General features: G+C 73.3%; 18 protein-coding genes. 6 read left to right on the forward strand and 12 right to left on the reverse strand.

Annotated elements, in window-relative coordinates:
* Positions 1–80 precede the first annotated feature (80 nt).
* Positions 81–1310: a DUF6777 domain-containing protein gene (locus tag ABZX85_RS28890; RefSeq protein ID WP_355874556.1), complete on the reverse strand. Its 1230-nt coding sequence runs from the start codon at positions 1308–1310 to the stop codon at positions 81–83.
* A gap of 143 nt (positions 1311–1453) precedes the next feature.
* On the opposite strand from ABZX85_RS28890, the gene ABZX85_RS28895 reads away from it, so the two are divergent.
* Entirely contained in the window at positions 1454–2725 is a 1272-nt protein-coding gene (locus ABZX85_RS28895) for a streptophobe family protein (RefSeq protein ID WP_355874558.1), read from the forward strand.
* Here ABZX85_RS28895 and ABZX85_RS28900 read toward each other — a convergent pair.
* The 4 genes from ABZX85_RS28900 to ABZX85_RS28915 form a co-directional block, all read right to left on the reverse strand.
* Positions 2637–3563, reverse strand: a complete 927-nt coding sequence (locus ABZX85_RS28900; RefSeq protein WP_355874561.1) for a serine/threonine-protein kinase — start codon at positions 3561–3563, stop codon at positions 2637–2639. The two genes, ABZX85_RS28895 and ABZX85_RS28900, sit on opposite strands and share 89 nt — an antisense overlap.
* Positions 3553–4086: a hypothetical protein gene (locus ABZX85_RS28905; RefSeq protein ID WP_355874744.1), complete on the reverse strand. Its 534-nt coding sequence runs from the start codon at positions 4084–4086 to the stop codon at positions 3553–3555. Before ABZX85_RS28905 ends, ABZX85_RS28900 begins: the two co-directional genes overlap by 11 nt.
* Positions 4087–4174: 88 nt before the next feature.
* Positions 4175–6451: an FHA domain-containing protein gene (locus ABZX85_RS28910; protein ID WP_355874564.1), complete on the reverse strand. Its 2277-nt coding sequence runs from the start codon at positions 6449–6451 to the stop codon at positions 4175–4177.
* Positions 6452–6509: 58 nt separating this feature from the next.
* On the reverse strand, positions 6510–6920 hold the full coding sequence (locus tag ABZX85_RS28915; RefSeq protein ID WP_355874566.1) for a hypothetical protein: 411 nt from the start codon (positions 6918–6920) through the stop codon (positions 6510–6512).
* 300 nt (positions 6921–7220) lie between these two features.
* Here ABZX85_RS28915 and ABZX85_RS28920 point away from each other — a divergent pair, with 300 nt between their 5' ends.
* On the forward strand, positions 7221–7607 hold the full coding sequence (locus tag ABZX85_RS28920) for a nuclear transport factor 2 family protein (RefSeq protein WP_355874569.1): 387 nt from the start codon (positions 7221–7223) through the stop codon (positions 7605–7607).
* A 57-nt stretch (positions 7608–7664) separates the two neighbouring features.
* Here the strand turns inward: ABZX85_RS28920 and mgrA are convergent, their stop codons facing one another.
* The gene (mgrA, locus tag ABZX85_RS28925) at positions 7665–8660 is read right to left on the reverse strand and encodes an L-glyceraldehyde 3-phosphate reductase (protein ID WP_355874572.1); all 996 of its coding nucleotides are present in this window, start codon (positions 8658–8660) and stop codon (positions 7665–7667) included.
* A gap of 116 nt (positions 8661–8776) precedes the next feature.
* Here mgrA and ABZX85_RS28930 point away from each other — a divergent pair, with 116 nt between their 5' ends.
* Positions 8777–9661 (forward strand): LysR substrate-binding domain-containing protein, encoded by an 885-nt coding sequence (locus ABZX85_RS28930; RefSeq protein WP_355874575.1) that lies wholly within the window; start codon positions 8777–8779, stop codon positions 9659–9661.
* 25 nt (positions 9662–9686) lie between these two features.
* Complete coding sequence (locus tag ABZX85_RS28935) at positions 9687–10202, forward strand: DUF664 domain-containing protein (protein ID WP_355874576.1); 516 nt, start codon at positions 9687–9689, stop codon at positions 10200–10202.
* On the opposite strand, the gene ABZX85_RS28940 is transcribed toward ABZX85_RS28935, so the two are convergent.
* Positions 10184–11263 (reverse strand): adenosine deaminase, encoded by a 1080-nt coding sequence (locus tag ABZX85_RS28940; RefSeq protein ID WP_355874579.1) that lies wholly within the window; start codon positions 11261–11263, stop codon positions 10184–10186. The genes ABZX85_RS28935 and ABZX85_RS28940 overlap by 19 nt on opposite strands.
* Before the next feature lie 248 nt (positions 11264–11511).
* The gene (locus tag ABZX85_RS28945) at positions 11512–11898 is read right to left on the reverse strand and encodes a VOC family protein (RefSeq protein ID WP_355874582.1); all 387 of its coding nucleotides are present in this window, start codon (positions 11896–11898) and stop codon (positions 11512–11514) included.
* A 187-nt stretch (positions 11899–12085) separates the two neighbouring features.
* Here ABZX85_RS28945 and ABZX85_RS28950 point away from each other — a divergent pair, with 187 nt between their 5' ends.
* Complete coding sequence (locus ABZX85_RS28950) at positions 12086–12577, forward strand: pyridoxamine 5'-phosphate oxidase family protein (RefSeq protein ID WP_355874584.1); 492 nt, start codon at positions 12086–12088, stop codon at positions 12575–12577.
* Here the strand turns inward: ABZX85_RS28950 and ABZX85_RS28955 are convergent.
* From ABZX85_RS28955 to ABZX85_RS28970, 4 genes are all read right to left on the reverse strand, one after another.
* The gene (locus ABZX85_RS28955; protein ID WP_355874587.1) at positions 12544–13050 is read right to left on the reverse strand and encodes a GNAT family protein; all 507 of its coding nucleotides are present in this window, start codon (positions 13048–13050) and stop codon (positions 12544–12546) included. The two genes, ABZX85_RS28950 and ABZX85_RS28955, sit on opposite strands and share 34 nt — an antisense overlap.
* 11 nt (positions 13051–13061) lie before the next feature.
* On the reverse strand, positions 13062–13970 hold the full coding sequence (locus ABZX85_RS28960) for an aldo/keto reductase (protein ID WP_355874590.1): 909 nt from the start codon (positions 13968–13970) through the stop codon (positions 13062–13064).
* 34 nt (positions 13971–14004) lie between these two features.
* Entirely contained in the window at positions 14005–15327 is a 1323-nt protein-coding gene (locus ABZX85_RS28965; RefSeq protein WP_355874593.1) for an aldehyde dehydrogenase family protein, read from the reverse strand.
* A gap of 132 nt (positions 15328–15459) precedes the next feature.
* On the reverse strand, positions 15460–15897 hold the full coding sequence (locus ABZX85_RS28970; protein WP_355874595.1) for a MarR family transcriptional regulator: 438 nt from the start codon (positions 15895–15897) through the stop codon (positions 15460–15462).
* Between the two features lie 77 nt (positions 15898–15974).
* On the opposite strand from ABZX85_RS28970, the gene ABZX85_RS28975 reads away from it, so the two are divergent.
* Positions 15975–17042: a substrate-binding domain-containing protein gene (locus ABZX85_RS28975; RefSeq protein WP_355874598.1), complete on the forward strand. Its 1068-nt coding sequence runs from the start codon at positions 15975–15977 to the stop codon at positions 17040–17042.
* The last annotated feature ends 20 nt before the right edge of the window (positions 17043–17062 follow it).

Raw genomic sequence — 17062 nt, forward strand, 5'->3', positions numbered from 1 at the left:
CGTGCGTCTCTCTGTGAGGCCGGACTGGCCGGACGCTGCCGCACCTGTGCTCGTACCCCGTGCCGGGCCGTGCAGTCCCCTCATACGCCGGGGGAAGCCGGAAGCTCCCCGGGAGAGGGTGACGGCGAGGGGGACATGAGGGCCGTGGGACCGGGCGACGCGGTCACCGGTGACGGCTCGGCCGGCGAGTACGAGAGCGGGGGCGACAGGGAGGGGGACGGGCTCATCGGGGGCGGGGAGAGGGACTCGGGGGACGGGGACGGAGAGGGTGAGGACGAAGGGGAAGCGGAGGGCGAGACAGAGGGAGAGGTCGAGGGTGAGGGCGAGGTCGAGGGCGACGGGGAGGACGGGCTCGTACTCGGGCTCGGGCTGGTACTGCCGCTGGTGCTCGGGCTCGGCGTCGGCGTGGGCGTCGGTGTCACCGGCGGTGTCGTCGGGGGTGTCGTCGGCCGGTCTCCGTGCCCCGAGTCGCCTCGGGGGCGGGCGATCCAGCCGTGGTCGTGGTGGTCGTACAGGACGAAGATGTTGACGACCGTGATCGACGGGGCCACCACGACGACGTTCCCGGGGCGGTAGGCCGGCCAGGAGTCGCCGGCGGGGCGGGGCGTGCCGGACTGGGCCTGGGCGCGGGTGAGGGGGTTGCCGCAGGCGCAGCGGACGCGGGGGACGCCGTAGCCGTCGACGAGGACGGCGGTGCCGGCCTGGAGGACGGACTGGTAGCTGGTCGCGGCGCCGTCGCGGAAGCCGTGGTTGGTGACCCGGGTGTCGGCCCGGAGCTGGACGGGGGTGAGGGAGCGGAGGTAGGAGGGGACCTGGGCGGGCCGGACGCCGGCGACGGAGGCGAAGGCGGTGTTCTTCGCGGGCGCCGCGCCCAGTACGCGGATCTGTTTCTCGACGTCGCAGGCGGAGACGTCCTTGCTGCCGCCGTAGAGCCCGGCGGAGCCGCCGTCGACGCTGCGGAGGGTGCCCGCGGGGGCCTGCGAGGGGGCCGTGACGGCGGGCGGGGCGGAGCTCTGGGCGGCCGTGGACTCGGTGAAGGGGTCGAGGCCGGGCTTGTTCGCGGCCTGGAGGATGACCTCGCCGCCGCTCGCGCCGGTCTTCTTGTCGGAGTCGCCGCCGGAGCGGGTGAGGAGCACGGCGACCGCGGCGACGGCCACGACCGTCGCGGTGGCGAGGGCGATCCGGGGAGCCGACCTCCACCAGGGGCGGCGGGGTCCGTCCGGTGGGACCGGGGCGGGCTGGGAGGGTCCGGAGAGGGGGCCCGACGGCGGTCCGCTGGGGCCTCCTGAGGACGGCGGTTCGACGCTCACGCACCCTCCCGAAGTGGGGTTCGCTCGGATCGTTCTGCTACCGAATGTCCCTATTGTGTGCTCCATACGGGTGTCACCCGCAAGCCGACACCGACGGCGCACCCGGCAGGCGGGCCGGGGCGGGCCTGCTTAGCGTGGCAGGCATGATCGATTCCGTCCCCGCCCGGCACGGCTGGCCCCAGGCGCTCGGCGCCGTGCTCGCCGGGGTGTTCGCGATGGGTCTCGTGGCCGGTCTCGGCCTGCTGGCGGCGGGGGCGACGGACCTGCCCGGCGGGGCGTTCCCCAGCGTCGTCGCGGCGTCGGTGGTGACGGCGGTCGGCGGCACGGTGGAGCTGTCCGGCGCGGCGGGCGCCCTCGCGGGCAGCCGGGCCGGGATGACGGTGCTCCCGCTGTCGGTGACACTGACCGGGGCGCTGGTGATCGGCGCGGGCTTCCTGCGCCCGCTGCGCCACCGCGCGGTCGCGGGGGCGGTGGAGCTGGCGGGCTGGGCGGCGCGGCTCGCAGCCCTCTGGCTGCTGGCCCTGCTGGGGCTGGCGCTCGCCGCCCGGCACACGTTCCGCATCCCCCTCGGCGACGGCACGCTCGGCGACCTCGCCGACCTGTTCGGCGCCACTCCCGAGGTCGGCTTCACGACCGACGTGCCGCTCACCCTCGCGGTCGGGCTGGTGTGGCTGGCGGGCGTGCTCCTGCTGGCGCTGCTGGTCTCGCGGGGCGCACCGCTGCCGGGACGGGTGCTGCGGGCGCGGGAGTCGGTGCGGCCGGTGTCGTACGCGATGGTCGTACTGCTGCTCGCGTGGGTGGCGCTGGGGGTGCTGGCCGCGCTCGGGGTGGTCGTCGCGAAGGGGCATCGGGTGGAGACGGTGGCCGTGGTGCTGCTGGGGATGCCGAACCTGATGTGGCTCGCGCTGACGATCGGGCTGGGGGCGACCTGGGAGGGGCGGGTGCAGGGGCCGTTCGGGCTGCCGATGCCGAAGGTGCTGGACGAGGTGCTGCGGACGCCGGACCTGTCGACGCTCGACCTGAGCGCGCTGGCCGCGCGGGACGGGCGGGTGTGGTGGCTGGCCGTCGTGGTGGCGCTGTCGCTGCTGGCGGCGGCCGTGGTGATGGTACGGCGCTCACCCGCGGGCACGCCCGCGTGGCGGCACGGGCTGCACATGGCGGTCGGGCTGACGCTCGCGGTGGCGGCGGTGTTCCTGCTGTGCCGGACGGAGGCCCGTTACGGCCTGTCGGTCCTCGGGATCGGGGATCTCGCCGGCGGTCTGGGCGGTTCGCTGCTGCTGAGGCCGAGATGGTGGCCGGGGCTCGCGCTCGCGGCGCTGTGGGGGTTCATCGCGGGGTTCCTGGCGGGGTGTCTGCCCCGAACATCGCGGCGGCCCACTCCGGTGGCCGGACCGGGGGCTCGGCCTCACCCCTGATCTCAACGCCCCTGAGGTCCCCGGTGAACGCGAGGCACGTGGCGTACCGGTCCTCGGGGTCCTTGGCCAGCGCCTTCGCGAACACGGCGTCGAGCCGGGCGGGCAGTCCGGGCCGCAGGGAGGTCGGCGCGGGCGGGGTGTCGTACTGGTGGGCCCAGAGCAGCGCCATGTCGTCGTCGCGGCAGAACGGCGGCCGGCCGGTCAGGCATTCGTGGACGACGCAGGCGAGCCCGTACACGTCGCAGCGCCCGTCGACCGGTTTCCCGGCGATCTGCTCGGGCGCGACATAGTCGAGGGTGCCGACGAACTGGCCGACGGTGGTGAACCCGGTCAGCGAGAGCGACTTCTTGGTGAGCCCGAAGTCGGTGAGGTAGGCGTGTTCGGGGTGTTCGTCGTCGGGGCCCGGGGCGATCAGGACGTTGCCGGGTTTCACGTCCCGGTGGACGAGCCCGTGCGCGTGGGCCGCGTCGAGCGCGGAGGCGACCTGGGCGGCGATCCTGACGGCCGTCGCGAGCGGCAGCGGGCCCTCGCGGTCGAGGAGCCGGCGCAGGTCGCTGCCCTCGACGTAGCGCATGGCGATGTAGAGGACGCCGTCGGTCTCCCCCGCCGCGAAGACGGGCACGATGTGCGGGTGGTCCAGCGCCGCCGCGACCTTGGACTCGTGGGCGAAGCGCTGCCGGAAGGTGTCGTTGCGGGCGAGTTCGGGGGCGAGGATCTTGAGGGCGACCGTGCGGTCCAGGCGCAGGTCGCGGGCGCGGTAGACGACGGCCATCCCGCCGCGTCCGATCTCCCGCTCGATGCGGAACCCGCCGACGAGGCGCCCGGTGTCACCGCTCATCGGGTCTCACCACCCGGGTGGGCGCGTGTCCGGGCGGGGCCTGCTCGGGCGGGGTCTGTGGGGTCGAGGTCTGTGGGGTCGGGGTCTGCTGGGGCGGGCCCTCGGCGGTGTACGTGCTGAGCCGGGTGCCCCGCGCGTACACCCACCGGCCGCGCTCCGGGTCGTACAGCCACACCGACTCCCCGTCGACGACCACCCCGATCCGCAGGCCCCGGGTCCGGCGCCGGAACGACTCCCCGTCGAGTCCGCCGGCCAGTTCCCGGACGGCCGCCCGGTACTCGGCGAGGGCGTGTTCGGCGCGGGCCAGCAGCGGTCCGGCGTCGTCGGCGGGGGCCGGGTCCCCGGTGGGCAGGGGCGGGTCCTGGGGGACGGCGACGAGGTAGCGGGCGTCGACCCAGGCGCTCCAGCCGTTGGCGCACAGGACGTGTCCCCAGTCGCCGCGCGACTCGACGAGTTGGACCGGGAGGAGGGGGTCGAGCGGGAGGGTGGGGCGGGCGGGGTCGGGGGCCTGCCAGGCGGGCATGCCCTGGGGCGGGACCACGTGGGTGGGCCGGAAGACGCCCGGTTCGGGGCGGGAGGCGTTCACGGTCGGGCCGTCCACGGTCACCGCCCTACTTCCGCATGATCGCCGGCTCGTGCCGGCGCAGGAGGCGGGAGACGCCGAACAGGAAGAGCGCGGCGAGGACGACGAGCATGCCGACGTCGAGGAGCCAGACGCCCGCGCTGTGCTCGTAGAGCGGGTCGGCGGGGACGATCCGGCCGAGGTCGAGGGTCGAGGCCATCGCGGCGAGGGCCCAGCGAGAGGGCACGATCCAGGCGAGCTGCTCCAGCACGGGCACCCCGTTCAGCTCCAGGAGGGCGCCGCAGAACACGACTTGGACGATGGCGAGGAGCACCAGCAGCGGCATGGTCACCTCCTCCTTGCGGACCAGCGCGGAGACCAGCAGCCCGAGGGTCATCGCGGTGAACGAGAGGAGGGTGACGGCGAGGGTGATCTCGACCAGGGGATGCGTGAGGACGCCTTTCCCGCCGGGCGCCCCGAGGTCGACGCCGAGCAGCCCGACGAGCGTGAGGACGACGGCCTGGAGGACGGTGACCGTTCCCAGGACGACCACCTTGGACATCAGGTAGGCGCCCCTGGACAGTCCGACGGCCCGCTCGCGCCGGTAGATGCCGCGTTCCTTGACGAGTTCGCGGACGGCGTTGGCGGCGCCGGTGAGGACGCCTCCGACGCACAGGATGAGCAGCGCGTTCATCGCCGTCTTCTCGGTGAGCCGCCCGCCGGCGAGAGCGCGGGCCATGCCGCCCATGACGAACGGGAGGGCGATCATGACGGCGAGGAAGGTGCGGTCGGAGGAGAGGGCGGCGGTGTAACGGCGGCACAGGGTGGAGAGCTGGGCGGTCCGGCCGCGCGGCCGGGGCGGGGGCGGGACGCTGACGGGAGCCCCGCCGGGCAGCCGGGGCTGGGCGGAGGCGTCCTGGACGTAGCGGCGGTGCAGCGGGGAGAGCCGGTACTCCCCCGCCCAGTCCCGGTCCTGTTCGAGGTGTTCGAAGACCTCCGGCCACTGTTCGGCGCCGAAGTAGCCGAGGGCGTCCTCGGGCGGGCCGTAGTAGGCGGTCCGGCCGCCGGGGGCGAGGACGAGGAGGCGGTCGCAGACGTCGAGGCTGAGGACGGAGTGGGTGACGACGATGACGGTGCGGCCGTCGTCGGCGAGGCCGCGCAGCATGTGCATCACCGAGCGGTCCATGCCGGGGTCGAGGCCCGAGGTGGGTTCGTCGAGGAAGAGCAGGGAGGGTTTCGTGAGGAGTTCCAGGGCGACGCTGACGCGTTTGCGCTGGCCGCCGGAGAGGCTGTGCACGGGCTGGTCGGCGCGCTGGTCGAGGCCGAGTTCGTGGATCACCTCGGTGACGCGGGCCCGGCGTTCGGCCTTCGCGGTGTCCTCGGGGAAGCGGAGTTCGGCGGCGTAGGTGAGGGCGGCGCGGACGGTGAGCTGGGCGTGCAGGATGTCGTCCTGCGGGACGAGTCCGATGCGCTGGCGCAGTTCGGCGTAGTCCCGGTAGAGGTCGCGGCCGTCGTAGCCGACGGTGCCGTGGTCGGCGGGGCGCTGGCCGGTGAGGGCGCCCAGGAGCGTGGACTTCCCGGCGCCGCTCGGGCCGACGACCGCGAGGAGGCACCTCTCGCCGACGGGGAAGGAGACGTGGTCGAGGAGGACGCGGCCGTCGCCGAGGGTGACGGTGAGGTCCTGGACGTCGAGGGAGACCTCGCCGGTGTCGGTGTATTCCTGGAGCCTGCCGTCCGCCAGGCGGAACGCGGAGTGCCCGATGCCGACGACGTCGTCCGGTCCCACGGCGGCGCGGGCGACGGGGCCGCCGTTCAGGTACGTGCCGTTGTGGCTGCCCAGGTCGACGATCTCGTGCGTCCCGTCGGGCAGCGCCCGCAGCTCGGCGTGGTGCCGGGAGACGACGAGGTCGTCCAGCACCAGGTCGTTGTCGGCCGCGCGCCCGATCCGCACGGTCCGGGCGGGCAGCCGGTGCACGGCGGTGGGCCTGCGGAAGGCGGTGGTGCGGTGGACGGCGGTGAGGCGGGCGTGGGGGCCGTCGTCGGGGCCGCCGAAGCACAGGACGCTGCCGGGGCCGACGTCCTCGGCGTGGACCCGGTGGCCGTCGGTCCAGGTGCCGTTGGTGCTGTGCTCGTCCTCGACCCGCCAGTGGTCGCCGGCGGGGCGCAGGACCGCGTGGTGCCAGGAGACCCGGGAGTCGTCGAGGACGATGTCGCTGAGGGGGTCGCGGCCGACGTGGTAGGCGTGGGCCGGGGTCAGCACGGTGGAGCCCGTCTCGGTCTCCAGCACGAGGTCGGGTGCGGTCGGGACGACCGACGGCTCCGCCATGCCCGAATTCTAACGATTGACCCATCCGTGCGCCCGGCGAGGGCAGGCCGGGGAGCCGTCAGCCGACCGGCAGCACGAGCGCCGGGATCGTCCGCTGCATCCTCAGCGCGTCCACCGACTCCGCGAGGAGTTCGTACTCGGTGGTCTCGTCGCTCAGCGCGATCCGGACCAGCCGGCCGACCGCCAACTCGTCGGCCACCAGCTCCTGTTGGCCCATGTCGGCGCACCACGCGCGCAGCGCTCCGGGGACGTCGGGGACGGTGTGGGCCACGGGGACTAGGGCGCCCGGCGGGACCACTCCGCCCTCCGGCTGAGGATCTAAACGCTCGGCGATCCAGGAGGCCCGGTCGCGCAGCCACCACAGGGCCAGCGCGAGCGTGGGCGCGCGGTAGGTGCCGAGCGGTACGCCGATGCGCCGTCCGTCGCAGACTCCGTACGCGGTGACATGGCACAGGAATTCGTCGTGCACGTCCCTCTCCCCCGTCGCTAGGCTGCCGGGCGGGTCGCCTCGCTTCCTAAGCGGTACCTGAGAGTGAGCTACCCATGACGACGAGTATGTTCACTTCTAAAACACTGTCACCACGTCTTTCCAGCCAGTCTCCTGGCATATTCGGCGCCCGGCTTGGCCGGAATGCGCAGGGCGGCCGGGGCTCCCGTCATGACCTCGGAGGTAATCGACCCCGGGGAGCCGCGCGGGCACAGTAGGGCTCACCGGATCGCGATCCGGGTCCCGACCAGCCACGACGACCTCTCCGGGGGCTGATTTCCCATGTCCGCGCACACCGAGCGTCACGACATCGCCGTCACCCGTTACTTCGAGGCTTGGAACGCCCGTGACCCCGAGGCCCGTGCGAAGGCGGTCGCCGCGGCCTGGACGGAAGGGGGCGGCTACACGGACCCGCTCGCCGACGTCAGCGGCCACGCGGGCGTCACCGCGGTGATCGCCGCCGCGCACGAGCAGTTCCCGGGATTCGTCCTCCGGCCCACCGGAACGGCGGACGGACACCACCACACCGTCCGCTTCTCGTGGGAGCTGGTGAACGAAGCGGACGGTACGGCTCCCGTGGCCGGATCGGATGTCGTCACTCTCGCCGAGGACGGCCGAATCGTTGCCGTCCTCGGCTTCCTGGACCGGGTGCCGGACGGGGCGCTCTGACACCGTGCGTCAGCGCCGCCACCGCGCGAAGCGGCGGCGGCGCCACGGCCGTGCTCTTCAGCCGTTCACGATCTTGTCGATCCGGGCCAGCTCGGCGTCCTCGAACTCCAGGTTCGCGAGGGCGCCGACGCTGTCCTCGATCTGCTGGGCGCTGCTCGCGCCGACGAGGGCGGAGGTGACCCGGCCGCCGCGCAGCACCCAGGCCAGGGCGAGCTGGGCGAGGGTCTGGCCGCGCTCGGCGGCGACCTCGTCCAGCGCGCGGAGCTTGGCGACGAGGTCCTCGGTGAGGGCGTCGGAGTTCAGGAACGGGCTGTCGCTCGCCGCGCGGGAGCCCTCCGGGATGCCGTTCAGGTAGCGGGAGGACAGGACGCCCTGCTCCAGCGGGGAGAAGACGATCGAGCCGACCTGGAGCTCGTCGAGCGCGTCCAGCAGGCCGCCGGACTCCGGGCGCCGGTCCAGCATCGAGTAGCGGGGCTGGTGGATCAGCAGCGGGGTGCCCAGCTCGCCGAGGATGCGGGCGGCCTCGCGGGTCTGTTCGGCGGAGTAGTTGGAGACACCGACGTACAGCGCCTTGCCCTGCTGGACCGCGGAGTGCAGCGCGCCCATGGTCTCTTCGAGCGGGGTGTCGGGGTCGGGGCGGTGCGAGTAGAAGATGTCGACGTAGTCGAGGCCCATCCGCTTGAGGGACTGGTCCAGCGACGACAGCAGGTACTTCCGGGAGCCCCACTCGCCGTACGGGCCGGGCCACATCAGGTAGCCGGCCTTCGTCGAGATGATCATCTCGTCGCGGTAGGGGGCGAGGTCGCCCTTGAGGAACTCGCCGAACGCGGACTCGGCGGCGCCGGGCGGCGGGCCGTAGTTGTTGGCGAGGTCGAAGTGGGTGACGCCGAGGTCGAAGGCGCGGCGCAGGATCGCGCGCTGCGTCTCGACCGAGCGGTCCGGGCCGAAGTTGTGCCACAGGCCGAGCGACAGCGCCGGGAGCTTCAGGCCGCTGCGTCCGGAGCGGCGGTAGGGCATGTCCGCGTAGCGGTCGGGGTGTGCGGTGTAGGACAACGCGACTCCATCAGAGGGGTGAGGCACAGCTTTCGAGCGATGTCCACCTTCGTCGACCTGCGGACAGAGGTCCAACAGAAGAATCCGATGGAATTCAGCGACTACGCTTCTCAGTCATGGAACTGCGCCATCTCCAGCACTTCGTCGCGGTCGCCGAGGACCAGCACTTCACCCGGGCCGCCGAACGCCTCATGGTCTCCCAGTCCGGCCTGTCGGCGTCGATCAGGGCCCTGGAGCGGGAGCTGCGCGCCCCGCTGTTCGTGCGGACGACCCGCAGGGTGACGCTGACGGAGGCGGGCCGGGCGCTGCTGACGGAGGCGGAGCGCGTCCTCGCGCAGGTCCGCTCCGCGCACGAGGCGGTGGCCGCCGTCCAGGGCGTCCTGCGCGGCACCCTCGCGGTGGGCGCCGAACAGTGCATCGCGGGCGTCCACCCGCCGGGTCTGCTCGCCGCGTTCCGCCGTACGCATCCGGACGTCGAGGTGCGGTTGCGGCAGTTCGGGTCGACGGCGCTCGCGGAGGAGGTCGCGGCGGGGCGGCTGGACCTGGCGTTCGCCTACCGGACGCAGGACGACACGGATCAGCTGCGGTCGGTGTCGCTGGCGGTGGAGCCGATGTACGTGCTCTGTCATCCGGAGCACCGGCTCGCGGCGGCGGGGGCGGCGCTGAGCTGCGAGGACGTCGGCGAGGAGGTGTTCGTGGACTTCCATCCCGACTGGGGGCCGCGCCGGGCGACCGACGCCGCGTTCGCGCAGGCGGGGGTGCGGCGGACGGTCGCGCTGGAGGTCAACGACGTGCACAGCCTCCTCGACCTGATCGACGAGAACCTCGGGGTGGCCGTCGTCCCCCGGCACTTCCGGCACAAGCGGCCCGCGCTCGCCGCGCTGCCGCTGAAGGGGTCCGGGGAGCGGGGCTACGAGACGGTGGCACTGCTGCCGCCGGACGGGGCGGCGAGCCCGGCGGCGCGGGCCCTCATGGGGTTGCTCGAAACCGGGGGCGCCTGAGGCCCGGGCGGGGCATGGTGGTCGTATGCATGCGAAGGACATTCTCATCGACGGGTACGGCCGCATCCGGGAAGAGGTCCACGCGGCGGTCGCCGACCTCGACGCGGACGGCCTCAACCACCGGCCGACCCCCCAGGCCAACTCGGTGGCCTGGCTGATCTGGCATCTCACGCGCGTCCAGGACGACCATGTCGCCGACGCGTTCGGCCTGGAGCAGGTGTGGCACGCGCAGGGCTGGGAGAAGCTCTTCGGCCTCGACCTGCCCGTGCACGACACCGGCTACGGGCACGGCCCCGAGCAGGTCGGGAAGGTACGGGTGGCGGGGGCGAACCTGCTGACCGGCTACTACGACGCCGTCCACGAACAGACGCTGGAGGCGCTGGCCACGGTCGACGCGGAGGATCTGGAGCGGATCGTCGACATCCGCTGGGACCCGCCGGTCAGCCTCGGGGTGCGCCTGGTGAGCGTGCTCGCGGACGACCTGGAGCACGCCGGCCAGGCGGCCTATCTGCGCGGGATGATTCAGAGCGCGGAGGAGTAGCCCGGCAGGACGACGTCCTCGATCAGCCTGGTGCGCTCGTCGAACGGGACGAACGCGCTCTTGAGGGCGTTGACCGTCACGTCGCGCAGGTCGGCGGTGGTCCAGCCGGCCTGCTCGACGAGGAGGGACATCTCGCGCGTCATCGTCGTCCCCGACACGAGACGGTTGTCCGTGTTGAGGGTGACGCGGAAGCCGAGGCGCTTCAGCGCGGTGATCGGGTGTTCGGCGATGGAGGTCGCGGCGCCGGTCTGGAGGTTGGAGGTGGGGCACATCTCCAGGGCGATCCGCCGGTCGCGGACCCAGCCGGCGAGGCGGCCGAGCTTGCCCGCGCCGAGGTCGGGGATGTCGTCCGTGATCCGCACGCCGTGCCCGACGCGCTGCGCCCCGCAGGTCTGGAGGGCCTGGTGGATGCTGGTCAGGCCGTCCGCCTCGCCCGCGTGGATCGTGAACGGCACGTTCTCGCCGCGCAGGTGCGCGAACGCCTCGGCGTGGTCGGCGGCCGGGAAGCCCGCCTCGGCGCCGGCGATGTCGAAGCCGACGACCCCCGCGTCCCGGTAGGCGACGGCCAGGTCGGCGGCCTCGCGGACGCGGTCGAACATCCGCATGCCGCACAGCAGCGTGCCGACCCGCACGGGCGTCCCGGCGGCGGCGGCCTTCGCCATCCCGGCGGCCAGCCCCTCCTGGACGGTCTCGACGACCTCGCGCATGGTCAGCCCGCCGCGCGTGTTCAGCTCGGGCGCGTACCGCACCTCGGCGTAGACGACGCCGTCGGCGGCCAGGTCGAGGACGTACTCCTCGGCGACCCTCAGCAGGCCCTCGCGGGACTGCATGACGGCGAGGGTGTGGTCGAAGGTGGCGATGTAGCGGACCAGGTCACCGGAGTTCGCGGCCTCGAAAAACCAGGCGGCGAGGGCGTCGGGGTCGGTCGTGGGGAGGGTGTGGCCGACCTCCGCGGCCAGCTCCACGAGGGTCGCGGGGCGCAGGCCGCCGTCGAGGTGGTCGTGGAGGACGGCCTTGGGGAGGGTGCGGATCATGGCGGGGTCTACGCGCGTAGTGGTCATGGTGAGGGGTTCCCTTGGTCGGAGTCGGTGCGGGGGTGCCGTGGGCGGCGGCGATGCGGGCGGGCGCCGGGGGCCTTCGGCGGACGAGGGGTGGTGCGGGCGATCGGCGTCGGCGGCGCGCGCCGGGGCCGGTCGGTGGGTGGCGGTGTCGGCGGGTGGCCGTCTTGGCGGGTGAGCCTCGGTGGGTGAGCCTCGGCGGAAGGGCGAGGCCCTCCGTCACGGGCGCCCGCCGCGGCCCCCGTCCCCGCTCAGCCCTTCGGCTGGAGCAGGTCCCAGCGGTTTCCGTACAGGTCCTGGAAGACGGCCACCGATCCGTACGGTTCGTGGCGCGGGGCCTCCAGGAAGGTGACACCCGCCGCGCTCATCCGGGCGTGGTCGCGGGCGAAGTCGTCGGTGTGGAGGAAGAAGCCGACCCGGCCGCCGGTCTGGTCGCCCACCCGGGCGGACTGGGCGTCGTCCTTGGCGCGGGCCAGCAGCAGGGCCGTGCCGCCGTCGCCCGGTTCGACCACGACCCACCGCGAGCCGTCGGGGCGGGGCTCGTCCTCGGCGAGGCGGAAGCCGAGGGCGTCGGTGTAGAAGCGGATCGCCTCGTCGTAGTCGTCGACGACGAGGGTGACCAGGGCGATGCGGGACATCGGGGCCTTTCGGGAAGATCGACCGGGCTGGTTAGCGGATGAGGTTATACGTAAAACGCACCGGACGCCAATCCTCTTCCCGGGGTGCTCCGGAAGCCGTCGGTCCCGGGATCTAGGGCCCGGGACCGACCTGTGCCCCGCCCCGCGCCCGAGGCGGGCGCGCGCCCCGCCCGGATACGTTCCGGGCATGACGATCACCGAACCGGTCCGGGACTTCGAACGGCGCAGGCGGGACGTACTGGCCCGGCTGGAACGGGAGGCGGACATCTGGGTGGCGACGGCGGGGGCGGACGGGGTGCCGTGTCTCGTGGCCCTCTGGTTCGTGTGGCACGACGAGTGCCTGTGGCTGGCGACCCGCTTCACGAACCCGACCGGCCGCAACCTGCGCGACGGCGCCCGCGCCCGGCTGGCGCTCGGCGACACGCGGGACGTCGTGCTGCTGGACGGCGAGGTCGACTCGTACACCCGGGAGACCGTCCCGGAGGACGCCGCGCTGGCGTTCCTGGCGAAGACCGGGTGGGACCCGCGCGGGGACGCGGCGTCGTACGGGTACTTCCGGGTCCGGCCGCTGGAGGTGCAGGCGTGGTGCGAGCAGCGGGAGCTGCCGCGCCGGCATCTGATGCGGGACGGGGTGTGGCTGGCGGGTCAGGGGCGCGGGTCGTCGCGCAGCAGGCTGTAGCGGACGAGGTCGCGCCAGTGGCCGTCGCGGAAGGCGGCGCTGCGCAGGACGCCCTCGCGGGTGAACCCGAGCTTCTCCAGGGCGCGTTGTTCGGCGACGTTCTCGATGTCCGTGTCCGCTTCGACGCGTTGGGCGGTGCTGTGGGCGAACAGGTGGCGCACCAGGAGGCGTTGGGCCTCGGTGCCGATGCCGCGTCCGCAGGCGTCGGGGCGGAGCTGGATGCCGATGTTCCAGTGGTGGGCGGCGCGGGTGACGCCGGCCTTGTGCCAGGCGACGAAGCCGACGGGTTCCTCGTCGGCGGCCACGGTGAGGTGGCCGCCGTCGTCGGTGAGCATGCCGTTCTCGGCCCAGCGGCGCCGGAACCGCGCGGGGTCGGCCCAGCCGAACCACTGGAAGGGGCCGGTGAGTTCGGCGTCGACCAGGAACGCCTCCAGGACCGGGAGGTCGTCCTCGCGGACCGGTCGCAGCGTCACGGAGTCACCATTCACCCCGCCACTTTACGGTGGGCCTCCTGGAGTCGGGCCAGCTCGCCCTCGGTCAGCCGCAGGGCGCCCGCCGCGATGTTCTCGGCCAGGTGGGCGGGGTTGCCGGTGCCGGGGATGGCGAGGACGTGCTCGCCCTGGGCGAGGGTCCAGGCGAGCCGGATCTGCGCGGGGCTCACCTCGTGGGCGGCGGCGATGTCCCGTACGGCGTCGTCGTGGTCGGCGGTCGCGCCCTGGGGTCCGGCGTCGCCCGCGATGGCGAAGAACGGCACGAAGGCGATGCCGGACTCGCCGCACAGGCGCAGGACCTCGGCCGTGGCCTCGTCGCCGCCGCCGAGGCCGAAGCGGTTCTGGACGCTCACGACGGGGGCGATCTCGCGCGCCTCCGCCAGGTGCCGGGGTTCCACGTCCGAGACGCCGAGGTTGCGGATCAGGCCCGCGTCCCTCAACTCCGCGAGCGCGCCGAAGTGTTCGGCGATGGAATCCTGGCGCATCCGGCGCAGGTAGACGAGGTCGAGGTGGTCGCGGCCCAACTGCCGCAGGTTCTCCTCGACATGGGCGCGCAGGTCCTCGGGGCGGGCCGAAGTGCCCCATTCCCCCGCCCAGTCGCGGAACGGGCCGACCTTCACGGCGATGACCAGGTCGTCGGCGTACGGCGCGAGCGCGCTGTTGATGAGTTCGTTGGCCGAGCGCAGGGCGGAGAAGTAGAAGGCGGCCGTGTCGATGTGGTCGACGCCGAGGTCGACCGCCTCGCGCAGCACGGCGATCGAGCGGTCACGGTCGCTGGGGGTGCCGAGGTGGAAGGCGGCGCTGCCCGTCAGCCGCATCGCTCCGAAGCCGACGCGGTTGACGGTGAGGTCGCCGAGGGTCCAGGTGCCGGAGGCCGCCGCCGTGATCTTCGCTGTGGTCATCGGGGGAGTCTCGCACAGGGCCGGGCCGCGCGGTTCAGCCGAGCGGCTTGTCCAGGATCGCCTTGCGGTGGCTGAACGTCTCGATGGAGTAGCGGCCGTGGTAGCTGCCCATGCCGCTCTCGCCGACGCCGCCGAAGGGCAGGTCGGAGACGGTGAGGTGGGCGAGGGGGAGGCCGTAGCCGAGGCCGCCGGAGGAGGTCTCGGCGGCGATGCGGCCGCGGGTCTCGGCGGACTCGGAGAAGACGTACAGGGCGAGGGGCTTGTCGCGGTCGTTGATGAACGCGAGGGCCTCGTCGAGGCCGTCGACGGTGACGATCGGCAGGATCGGGCCGAAGATCTCCTCCCCCATGACGGGCGAGCCGGGGTCGACGTCGGCGAGGACGGTCGGCGCGATGTACTTGTCCGCCCGGTCGTGGGTGCCGCCGACGACCGTGCGGCCGGAGTCGAGGAGACCGGTGAGCCGGTCGAAGTGGCGTTCGTTGACGATCCGCCCGTACTCGCCGGACTGCTGGGGGTCGGCGCCGTACGTCTCCTCGACGGCGCTCGCGAGGAGGGGTTCCAGGGCGGCGGCGGTCGCCGGGTCGGTGAGGACGTAGTCGGGGGCGACGCAGGTCTGGCCGGCGTTGAGGAACTTGCCGCGCGCGAGGCGGCCGGCGACGGTCTTGAGGTCGGCGGTGGAGTCGACGAACGCCGGGGACTTGCCGCCGAGTTCGAGGGTGACCGGGGTGAGGTGCTCGGCGGCGGCGCGCAGGACGATCCGGCCGACGGCGCCGTTGCCGGTGTAGAAGATGTGGTCGAACTTCTCGGCGAGCAGCGCGGTGGTCTCGGGGATGCCGCCCTCGACGACGGCGACCGCGTCGGTGTCCAGGTACGCGGGCAGCAGGCGGGCCAGGGCCGCGGAGGTCGCGGGGGCGAGTTCGCTGGGCTTGACGACGACCGCGTTGCCGGCGGCGAGGGCGCCGACGAGCGGGGCCAGCAGGAGCTGGGCCGGGTAGTTCCAGGGGGCGATGACCAGGACGACGCCGAGCGGGTCGTACTGCGTGCGGGCGGTCGCGTCGGAGCCGAGGTGGGCGGGGACCGGGGCGGGTTCGGGGCGCAGCCAGTCGGCGAGGTGGTCGAGGGTGTGGTCGATCTCGCGGACGGTGAAGTCGATCTCGGTGCGGTAGGACTCGGTGCTGCTCTTGCCGAGGTCGGTGTGGAGGGCGGCGGCGAGGTCGTCGCCCTTCGCCGTGAGCATCTCGCGCAGGCGGCGCAGTTGCGTCGTACGCCACTCGACGGGCTTGGTGCGGCCGGTGCGGAAGGTGGCCCGGAGCCGGGTGACGACGTCGGCGGCCTGCTCGGGGGTGGCGGTGGTCACGGTGGTGCCTCGCTCGCGTAGAGGGACTGATGCTCGGGGAGCAGCTGATGCTCGTGGATCAGATGTATATAGCAACTATCGGTTCGCGTCCAGCATTCCCGGGCCGTACGACTACTTTGGGCCACGGCGCGATCACACGCGCGTGGTGCCGTCCACGGTCTCCGCGAGGCGTTCCAGGAGCGCCTTCAGCAGTTCCTCGTCGCCCTCGCCGAGGGCGGGCCAGTCCGCGCGGACGGCGCGGTCGACGCGGCGCGCGTACTCGCGCCCGCGCGGGGTGAGGTGGGCGAGGATGCGGCGCCGGTCGTGCGGGTCGACGCGGCGGTGGACGAGGTTCTGGTCGACGAGCTGGTCGACGAGTTTCGTGAGCGTCGGGGGCGGGAGGAAGGCGGCCTCGGCGATCGCCGACATGTGATGGCCCGAGTCGTCCGCGAGGAGGGACAGCACCCGCCAGGCGTCCAGCGAGCAGCCCTCCTCGTCCAGGGCGCTCTGGAGCCGGCGGGCGGCCAGCCGTTCGGCCCGGGTGAGCAGGCGTATCAGGTCGTTGGGGCGGCGGGCGGACGAGGTCGGCATCCTGCTCCTAGCTCCGAGGTGTGTACATCGTATGAGACGCACTGGAGTTCGCCGTACGGACCCGCGACCATGGCGCCATGTTCCCCGACGCCTCCGTATTCGGTGTGGCCCTCGTCTTCCCCTTGCAGGGGCCCGGCGGGATCTTCGGACCCGCCTGTGAGCTGTGCGCGGGGCTCGCCGCCGAGGAGGTCAACCGGGCGGGCGGGGTGCTCGGGCGGGAGCTGCGGCTGATCCCGGTCGACGGGGGCGCGGCGCCCCGCGAGGTCGCCGACCAGGTCGAGGCGCTGGTGGACTCCGGGGCCGTGCAGGGGGTCACCGGCTGGCACATCTCCTCCGTGCGCCAGGCCCTCGCGCCGCGCATCGCCCACCGGGTGCCGTACGTGTACACCGCGCTGTACGAGGGCGGCGAGGACCGCGCCGGGGTCTTCCTGACCAGCGAGACGCCGCGTGACCAGCTGTGTCCGGCGATGGTCCTGCTCGCCGGGGAGCGGCGGGTGCGGCGCTGGTTCGTCGTCGGCAACGACTACGTCTGGCCCCGGCGCACGGCCCGCGCGGCGCACACGTACGCCCGCGGGACCGGTTCACGGGTGATCGGCGAGGCGTATCTGCCCCTGGGCACCCACGACTTCGCGTCGGTCCTGCGCCGTATCGAGCGCTCCGACGCGGACGGCGTCCTGATGCTCCTCGTCGGCACCGACGCGGTCCGTTTCAACCGTGCCTTCGCCGCGTACGGCCTCGACGCGCGCTGTCTGCGCCTGAGCACCCTGATGGACGAGAACATGCTGCTGGCCAGCGGCCCCTCGGCCACCTCCGACCTGTACAGCACCGCCGGTTTCTTCACCTCCCTCGCCACCGCCGACACCCTCGACTTCCACGGCCGCTACGCCCACCGCTTCGGCCTGGACGCCCCCTCCCCCGGCAGTCTCGGCGAGTCCTGCTACGAGGGCGTCCTCCTCCTGGCCGCCCTGCTGCGCAACGCCGGCACCCACGACATGACCCGCATCGGCGCCACCGCCCCCACCGTCTCCTACGAAGGCGCCCGCGGCCTCCTCCGCCTCGAAGGCAGCCACGTCCGCCAGCGCATCTACCTCGCCCGCGCGGACGGCCTGGACTTCGACGTCCTCACGGAACTGGGGCCCCGCTAGGCCCTGTCTGATAATTGATC

The organism is Streptomyces sp. NPDC004539, assembly GCF_040610055.1.
In the GTDB taxonomy this organism is placed as follows: Bacteria; Actinomycetota; Actinomycetes; order Streptomycetales; family Streptomycetaceae; genus Streptomyces.